Origin of the sequence: Actinophytocola sp., from assembly GCF_045807065.1 — a bacterium.
GTDB lineage: Bacteria > Actinomycetota > Actinomycetes > Mycobacteriales > Pseudonocardiaceae > Actinophytocola.
On the sequence record NZ_JBJMIE010000643.1, the window covers coordinates 1 to 8,220 of the forward strand.

Consider the following 8,220-nt stretch of genomic DNA (forward strand, 5'->3'; position numbering starts at 1 on the left):
GGCTGCGCGAGGCCGACCGGAACCTCTCGGAACAGGGCAACGACGCGTTCACCAAGGTCGCCGAGACGCTGCTGCGCTATGTCGACGAACTCGGTGCCGGCATGCGTGCGGGCGTGCGGATCGGCATCGGTTCACAGGCGGCTTTCGGCGAATCCCTCGGCTTGTCCCGGGAATCTGTCGTGCGCGCGCTGAAATCGCTTCGCGAGGGTGGTCTTGTGACCACGGACCGCGGTGTGGTGATTATTCACGACGTCGACGCCCTGCGGAGAACTGCTGGCAAGTGACGAATCCGAAGGCTGTCTGCAACACCTGACCCAGGGGAATTGGCGTCCCGGTTCACCCTGGTGATTCTCTTTCCAGTGCGGGTGGACCGAAAAGGCGGGTCCACCGACGGCGAGAGGAAACAAGCAGAATGTGCGGCAGAATCGCAGCCACGGCGATCGGGATCACCGTGACGGCCGTGCTCGCGTCGGGACTCACCGGATGCGGCATCTTCGGCGGCAAGCACGAGGTCGGCGAGTGCGTGCGCACGAAGGTCGGCGTGGGCGGTACGGACATCGAGACCGTCGACTGCCCGGCCGGCGGCAGCGCCTTCGACAACCCCGGCGATCCGGTCTACCGGATCACCGCTGTCCTCGACTACGACGCCTCCTGCCCGGCCGACGGGAAGTACGGCATCGAGCTGAAGCACGAACCCGACGACGCGGTCTACTGCCTGGACATCCTCGAGTGAACGGTTCGCTACCGGGGCACCGCCGAAGATGAACAGGACTCGCGTCGAGGATCAGTGCGCCTGCCGTACTGAGGATGGTGTTCCGCACGCGAGCAGTGCACCATGGCGGCATGGGGCGGCCGCTCACGGTTGATGATCTCGACTTCATGCCGGACGACGGGAACGTGTACGAGCTGATCGACGGGGTCCTGTTCGTGAGCCCGCCGTCGGGGCGGCGGCACCAGCGGGCGCTCGTCCGGCTCGGCGAGCTGCTGGACGACACGTGTCCCGACGAGCTGGCCGTGCTGTGGCCGCCGTACGTCATCCGGACGTCGGTGGACACCGAGCTGCGGCCGGACCTGCAGGTCGCCTGGGACGAGGACATCGAGGGCGAGGTCGTGCTGGACGCGCCCGAGCTGGTGGTTGAGGTGGTCGAGCCCAACACCACCATCAACGACCTCAACAACAAGAAGGCCGCCTACGCGCGCATGGGTGTGCCGCACTACTGGGTGCTCGACCCGGCCCGCCCGTCGCTGCTGGCCTACGACCTCGACGGCGACGGTTACCGGCAGGTCGCCCGCATCCACGCGGAGGAGCCCTTCGAGACCGACGAACCGTTCCCGGTCCGGATCGTGCTCACGGAGCTGCTCGGGCGGCCGTCAGTCGTTCAGCAGGCGGAGAGCTGACTCGTACTTGGCCCGCAACCGGTCCTGCGTCAGCGGGTCGAGGCGGGCCATCCGGTCCGGGGACATGTTGTCCGCGATGTCCGCGCGCTTCACAGCCCGCGCGATCGGGTTCGCCGACACCCTGGCCAGGTAGGTCGCCTGGTCCTCGCCCGGTCGCTTGCTGATCGCGGCCACCGCGGCGACGACCTCCGGCGGGCAGCCCAGCTCCGTCAGGTCGGCGAGCGTCACCGCCGTGTCCTCGACCACGTCGTGCAGCACCGCCGTCATCCGCTCGTGCTCGCCGCGCAGCGCGCCCATCACCCGCAGCGGGTGGCCGATGTACGGGCGCCCGGACTTGTCCAGCTGGCCCTCGTGTGCGCGGCGCGCCACCTGGATGGCCTCGTCGAGTGTGAACTTCATCGCGTGAACACGATCTTGCCGGCGGTCTCGCCCGCGAGCATCTGCTCGAAGCCGTCCTTCGCCTCGCTCATGGGCAGCTGCGTGCCGATGGTCGGGCGCAGCCCTTTGAGATCGCAGAACGACAGCAGGTCGGCCAGTTCGGCCCGGTTGCCCATGGTCGAGCCGACCACCCGGATCTGCATGAAGAACAGCCGCTGCAGGTCCGCGTTCGCGTCCGGGCCGCTGGTCGAGCCGGACACCACGATCGTGCCGCCCGGCTTGAGCGACTTCATCGAGTGACCCCAGGTCGCCTTGCCGACGGTCTCGAACACCGCGTCCACCCGCTCCGGCAGCCGCGCGCCGGTCTCGAACGCGTCGTCCGCGCCGAGGGACACCGCCAGCGCCCGCTTCTCCTCGGTCCGGCCCGTCACCCACACCCGCATGCCCGCCGCCTTGCCGAGCGTCACGAGCGCGGTCGACACCCCGCCGGACGCACCCTGCACGAGCATCGTCTGCCCCGGCCGCAGGCCCGACCGGCTGAACAGCATCCGGTACGCGGTCAGCCACGCCGTCCCCATGCACGCCGCCTCCGCGAAGGACAGCGACCTGGGCTTCGGCAGCACGTTGCGGGCCGGCACGACCACCGTGTCCGCGAACGCGCCCTGGTATCTCTCCGTGAGCAGGGACCGCTTCGGGTCCAGCGTCTCGTCCCCGAAAGATGTGTCACCAATCACACTGTGCAGTACGACCTCGGTGCCGTCGGCCAGCACGCCGGCGCCGTCGCAACCGAGGATCATCGGGAACCGGTCCGCCTTGATGCCGACCCCGCGCAACGTCCACAGGTCGTGCATGTTCAGGCTGCCAGCCCGTACCGACACCGCGACCCAGCCGTCGGGTACCTCCGGCTCGGGCCGCTCACCCACCCGCAACGCGTCCAGCGGACTCTCGGGGTTCGGCTCTGCTGCGTAAACGGCGAACATGAGTTCCAAGTTACCCAGTCCGGGCATCCCGCGAACCAGGGAAGTGGTGCAGGTCTACTCTCGATGCCATGGCGGATTGGTGGAACGGCGTCGAGCTCTGGGTGGCCGGCCTCGCCTTCCCGCTGCAGTTCGCGCTCGTCGTCGTGTTCCTCGGGCCGCTCTGCGTGGGAGTGGCCTGGGTGATCGACCGGACCGTCGACCACGCGTCGACCTGGTTCGGCCCCTCGCCCGAGGACGAGGAGCCGATCGGCGGCGAGGTGGCCGTCGAGGCGAAGCCAGCGGAGGAGCGCGCCGAGGACCTCGTCGACTCGGTGCGTTCGTGAGGTAGTCGAGTGGGGTCATCCAGACGTATCACGATCGCGCTGATCGGTCTCGTCCTGCTGGTGGTCGTCGGCTACTACCTCACGCGGTAGGCACCCAGCCGGGCGGGCGCTTCTCGGCGAACGCCCGGATGCCCTCCTGGCCCTCGGCGCCCGCGAAGAACCCGGCGGACAGCTCCAGCATGTCCTCGAAGTCGTCGGCGAGGTCCGCCGACCTGGCCCGGCGCAGCATCTCCTTGGTGGCGGCCAGCGCGGTCGGGCCGCCGAGCGCCAGCATGCCCGTGTAGCGCTCCACCTCGGCGTCCAGTGCGTCCGCCGGCACGGCGGCGTTCAGCAGCCCGATCGAGACCGCCCGGACGGCGTCGAAGGCCTCGCCGGTCAGGAACAGCTCGTGCGCGGCGCGGGGGAGCAGGCGGGGCAGCACGGTCACGGAGATCACGGCCGGCACGAGCCCGAGCCGTACCTCGGTGAACGCGAACGTCGCGGTGTCCACGGCGACCGCGATGTCCGCGGCCGCGACGATGCCGACGCCACCGGCGCGGGCCGGCCCGGCGAGCTTCGCGACCACCGGCTTGGCGCTGGTCCAGAGCTGGGTCAGGATCTCCGGGAACTCGTTGACGCCCGCGGTGCTGGAGTTCGGGTCGCCGGCCTCCTTGAGGTCCATGCCGGCGCAGAACACGGGCCCGGTGTGGTCGAGGACGATCACCCGGACGCCGTCGTCGCCCGCCGCGGTGGTCAGGTGGTCCCGCAGCTCCCGCCGCAGCCGCGCGGACAGCGCGTTCCGGTTGTGCGGCGAGTCCAGCGTGATCGTCGCGACGCCCCTGTCGACCCTGTAGTGCACCAGCTCGTCAGCCATGCCGGTGAGACTAGTTCCGCCCGCGCCTCGCCCGCGCCAGCACCTCCTCGTCGCGCAGTGGGCTGGGTGGGTGGTGGGTCAGGCACAGCGGTGACCGCATGCGCCGGAAGCCGCCGCTCTCGCTGGTCACGTAGAACTCGCCGACGCCGAGGCCGCCGATGTCCTCCAGCGTGCCGCCCTTCGCGCGGGCCAGGTCGTTCGCGGCCGCGATCTGGGTCTGGTGCTGCAACCTGCCGAAGAACTGCGTGGTCGCGTTGCCGGTGACCTGGTTGTGCAGGCCCTTCGGCGCCTGGGTCGCGAACAGCAGCCCGAGGCCGTACTTGCGAGCCTGTGACGCCAGCACGATCGTGCTGTACAGGCTGGGGCCCGCCGCGTTGCGGGACGGCGCCAGCAGCTGCGCCTCGTCCATGACCAGCAGACCGCCGAGCGGCCGGTCGCGAGCGGGGTTGCGCTTGATCCAGGCGAAGACCTCCATCTGCAGCTGGTTGACGAAGCCCTGCCGCTGCTCCTCCGACGGCAGACCGTTGAAGTTGATCACCGAGACGCGTGCCCGCCTGCCGCCGGCCGGGGTCAGCAGCACGGCCGGGTCCGCCGGCTCACCCATGCCGCCCAGCAGCGGGTTGTTGACCATCGCGGCCTTGAGCGTCTCGGCGAGGTCGGCGGCGATCGTGGTCGCGCCGGCGAGGTTGCTGACCCCGTCGGGCAGGTCGGCCAGGAAGTCGACGAAACCGGGCAGGCTGCGTGCGCCGGACCGGGCGAAGTGCGTCAGGGCCTGGCGCAGCACGGCCTTCGCGCGTCGGGCCTTCTGCGTCGAGCCGTTGACCATCGCGTACGCCGCCAGGGTGGCGACGGCCGCGTCCACCGACTGGTTGAACTCGTCCTCGTCGTCGAGCACACCCGCGAAGTCCGGCAGCGGCTGGAAGCTGAGCGGCCGGCCGGCGGCGCGCCCCGGCGTCCACACCACGACGTCGGTGTTCGCGAGATACTCCTGGGCCGCCCGCTCGTCACCCGCGCCCCACCGCTCCGGCGCGCTCGGCCACCCGTCACCCAGCCGGGCCAGGTCGTTGTTGGGGTCCAGCACGATCGCCGACACCCCGCGCAGCGCGCACTCCTCCACGATCCGCCGCATGAGCACGGTCTTCCCCGAACCGGACCCGGCGAAGACCACCGCGTGCTTGCGCAACGTCTCCAGCGCGATCGGCGGCGCGTCGCCGAGCGAGATGGACGTCTCGTCCCGCGCCGCGTCCGCCTCAGCCGGCGCGGTGGCGGCCGGGGTCACCGCAGCCCGCGACTCTTCGGAAGCGCCGGTTGGCGGGGAGCCGTTCGGCGAGGGCTGAACCCCTTTTGGGACGACCACCGGCAGGACCTCGCCGAGCAGCTCCGACCGGCTCGCGTGCCGGCGTGCCACCAGCCACTCCAGCAGCTCGTAGCTCTGGGACCCCAGCAGCTCCGCCAGCGCGCTGAACGTCCGCAGGTCGTCCTCGGAGATCGGCGTGACCCGGCCGCCCGCCGCGCGGAACTCCGTCAGCTCCGCCTGGGTCTTCGGGCCCTTGTTCCACGCGATGTTCCGGATGAGGACCAGGTGCTTGCCCTCGGCGCTGGTGGCGGCCTTCGCGTTGCGCAGCCGGTTCAGCGCCGACAGGTGGTGGGTGGCCGCGATCGCCCGGAACGCCCAGTGCTCCTCGATGTCCAGGCTCTCGTCGACCACCCGGGACAGGCTGGCGTGCACGGTGTTGTCGTCCTGCTGCGACTCGGCCTCCCAGGCCATGTCGTCGTTGCCGATCTCGGTGATCCAGGCCCGCAGCGCCGCCGACAGGAGGCCGGGCATCACCTTGTCCTCGGTCCGCTCGTCGGTCGCGCGCCCGATGTCGGCGGCGGCCCGCAGCTGCGCGAACCTCGCGTCCAGGTCCGCGAAGTACGCCGGCTCCCGGGCCGGTGTGCGCGGTACCTCCGTCGCGATGACCGGCACCTCGTCGGTGTCGAACGACGTCAGCTCGCGGATCTCGCCCCGGAGGCAGGCCTCCGCGTGGCTGCGGATGCGCCGCAGGATCGCGCGCGCCGAGTACTCGTCCCAGTCGTCGAACGCCTCGGGCGCGACCGGCCAGGTCGGGTGCGGTGGGTCGAACCGGATCTGCTGGTAGGGCACGTTCAGCCAGGCCTCGACGAAGGCCCTGGCCCGCTCGGGGTTGATGATCCGGCCGACGGTGAGCGAGTCCTCGAACCGGTCGGGGACCGAGTCGACCGCCCTGGCGCGCAGCTGCTGCCAGGAGCTCGGCAGGCAGGCGACGAGCGAGAGGGTGCGCCGTGTCCGCTCGCGCAGCTGCATCAGCCCGTCGGCGATCAGCGCGATCTCCTGGCCGATCACCTTGTCGCTGGGCGCCAGGCTGGCCTTGGCGACGAGCGTGTCGAGCTGGTCGACCGCCACCGCGCTCGGTCCGGTCAGCGCGAGCAGCCGCGAGACGTCCTGCACGATCGTGTGCGCCGGCTTCGCGCCGGGACGAATGCCCCAGGCCTGGCGGCTGTTGTCCTCCGGGTCGTCGCCACCGTTCAGGTAGTCCTGGCCGATGTTGTTGTTGTGCGCGCTCGTGGACGCGTAGAGGACGAGGGCGCGTGCCGTGTCCGCGCACTCCCGGCCGACCTGCGGGTCGAGCCGCCGCAGCCCCGCCATGAACACCTGGAGGTCGTCCCCGGACAGCGGTTCGTCACCCGCGATCGCGTTCGTGACGGCGTCGCGGGTGCCGATCCGCACGCACAGCCTGCGCAGGAAGGTGGTCAGCTGGGTCTCGCCGCCGTCGTCGGGCCGGAACAGGCCGGACAGCACCGCGTTGGCGGTGTCGGGCCAGAACGTGTCGCCGGAGTTGAGCGCCACCAGGAAGAAGTAGCCCTGCTGCCGCTGCACCTCCCGGCGCACCCAGCCGAGCAGGTGCGTCTTCCCGACGCCCTTCTGGCCCTGCAGAACCAGGCCGATGGGGCTCGGCCCCTGGCTCCACGCCGCGTCGTCGATGCCGTGCCGGATCTCCTGCTCGACGCGTTCGTGCAGCCCGTCGACGTGGTAGGGGGAGGTGCTCCAGATGTGGTCGGGCGTCTCCGACCAGTTGAACCGGAGGGCGGCGAGCGCTTCTCGCTGCGGCTCGCTCATGATCGCTCGACCACCAGGAGGTGGTTGTCCTCACCGCCGATCCGGATCGCCGCCTCACGGTCGGCGTCGGTCACCGAGTTGCGGTCCGGCTCCGGAGCCAGGTGCGCCCGGCCCTCCCGGCTCATGTTCCTGAGCACCCGGTCCACGTCGGCGCGGCCGCCCCCGTTGAGGCGCGGCCGCAGGTCGGCGAGGCGGACCCAGTCGCCCTGCTTCTCGGCCAGCTGCCGGTACAGCGTGGTGACCGTCGCGTCCGTCACCGGTTCGGCCGGCTTCGCCGGCTCCGGCGCCTTCTGGACGAAGAACTGCTTCGGGGTCGTGTGCTCCCGCCGCAGGAAGTGCCCGACGCCGTCCAGGACCATGGCGAACGCGCCCGCCAGGTACTTCGTCGGCTTCAGGTGGCCCCCGGACAGTTCGGCCTCGCACCGCTTCCAGCCGGCGTCGGTCAGCTTGTGCACGAACGGCTGGTTGCCCTGCCGGGTGCTGTCCACGAGGTGCCGGCTGTTCAGCGCCTGGCGCAGCTTGCCGTCGATGCGGAAGCCCGCCAGCTCCTCCAGCTCGTTGTTGGAGATCTCACGCGCCGCACCCATCAGGGCGAACAGCGCCGAAATGTGGTCACTGCCGAGTTCGTCATTCATTGGGGGGAAGCCTCCGAATATCTGGCACGGACGGGAAATCAGTGGAGTTTCTTGGCGCGGCGCCGGAGGCCGCGCACGATTTCGGAAACCAGGTTGATCACACTGCCTGGCGCCGGATACTGGCGGCCCGACAGATCAACGGGCGTCGGCGTCATGCCCTCGAGCTCTCCGCGTAGCCGCCGCAGCGACTCGAGATCGTCGTTCCGCACCGCAGCGGACATCGCTTCCAGGAGCTGTTCGATCCGGAACCAGCCGTCGTAGTCGCGCATGCCCTCCTGGGCCCACTCGACGACACCGGTTGTATGAGCGAAGAGCCGATCCACATCGTCTCGTGTGGACAAGACTTGGTCGGTGATCTCGCCGACCAGCAACTGCGCGATCATGTCCGGAGAATGGACGGCGTTCAGTTGGAGTGACCAGATGTTGCGGAGGAAACCTGGAAGCGATGTGGCGCTCGTCAGCGGGGTGAGTACCGGGAAGAGCCTGCGGTCCTCGGCGACCAGCGTCCGGCGCA

General features: G+C 70.3%; 10 protein-coding genes. 4 read left to right on the top strand and 6 right to left on the bottom strand.

From position 1 onward, the window contains the following. The 3 genes from ACJ73U_RS37550 to ACJ73U_RS37560 all read left to right on the top strand — a co-directional run. Positions 1-284 (top strand): helix-turn-helix domain-containing protein (locus ACJ73U_RS37550; protein WP_407782524.1); only part of this gene is annotated, 284 nt, incomplete at its 5' end. Between the two features lie 128 nt (positions 285-412). Next, complete coding sequence (locus ACJ73U_RS37555; protein WP_407782525.1) at positions 413-733, top strand: hypothetical protein; 321 nt, start codon at positions 413-415, stop codon at positions 731-733. Between the two features lie 110 nt (positions 734-843). Continuing rightward, complete coding sequence (locus ACJ73U_RS37560; protein ID WP_407782526.1) at positions 844-1,398, top strand: Uma2 family endonuclease; 555 nt, start codon at positions 844-846, stop codon at positions 1,396-1,398. On the opposite strand, the gene ACJ73U_RS37565 is transcribed toward ACJ73U_RS37560, so the two are convergent. Both ACJ73U_RS37565 and ACJ73U_RS37570 read right to left on the bottom strand, forming a co-directional pair. Then, positions 1,372-1,797, bottom strand: coding sequence for a phosphohydrolase (locus ACJ73U_RS37565; RefSeq protein WP_407782527.1), 426 nt, complete (start codon positions 1,795-1,797; stop codon positions 1,372-1,374). The genes ACJ73U_RS37560 and ACJ73U_RS37565 overlap by 27 nt on opposite strands. Then, complete coding sequence (locus ACJ73U_RS37570; RefSeq protein WP_407782528.1) at positions 1,794-2,756, bottom strand: zinc-binding dehydrogenase; 963 nt, start codon at positions 2,754-2,756, stop codon at positions 1,794-1,796. Before ACJ73U_RS37570 ends, ACJ73U_RS37565 begins: the two co-directional genes overlap by 4 nt. Positions 2,757-2,824: 68 nt before the next feature. On the opposite strand from ACJ73U_RS37570, the gene ACJ73U_RS37575 reads away from it, so the two are divergent. Next, the gene (locus ACJ73U_RS37575; protein ID WP_407782529.1) at positions 2,825-3,079 is read left to right on the top strand and encodes a hypothetical protein; all 255 of its coding nucleotides are present in this window, start codon (positions 2,825-2,827) and stop codon (positions 3,077-3,079) included. 79 nt (positions 3,080-3,158) lie between these two features. Here ACJ73U_RS37575 and ACJ73U_RS37580 read toward each other — a convergent pair whose 3' ends face one another. From ACJ73U_RS37580 to ACJ73U_RS37595, 4 genes are all read right to left on the bottom strand, one after another. Beyond that, positions 3,159-3,932, bottom strand: a complete 774-nt coding sequence (locus ACJ73U_RS37580; protein WP_407782530.1) for an enoyl-CoA hydratase-related protein — start codon at positions 3,930-3,932, stop codon at positions 3,159-3,161. A gap of 10 nt (positions 3,933-3,942) precedes the next feature. Next, the gene (locus tag ACJ73U_RS37585; RefSeq protein WP_407782531.1) at positions 3,943-7,071 is read right to left on the bottom strand and encodes an ATP-binding protein; all 3,129 of its coding nucleotides are present in this window, start codon (positions 7,069-7,071) and stop codon (positions 3,943-3,945) included. Further along, a complete protein-coding gene (locus ACJ73U_RS37590; RefSeq protein ID WP_407782532.1) occupies positions 7,068-7,706 on the bottom strand; it encodes a hypothetical protein in 639 nt (212 codons plus the stop codon). The genes ACJ73U_RS37585 and ACJ73U_RS37590 overlap by 4 nt, the downstream gene beginning before the upstream one ends. A 38-nt stretch (positions 7,707-7,744) precedes the next feature. Then, positions 7,745-8,220: CATRA system-associated protein (locus ACJ73U_RS37595; RefSeq protein WP_407782533.1), on the bottom strand; the 476-nt coding region annotated here is incomplete at its 5' end.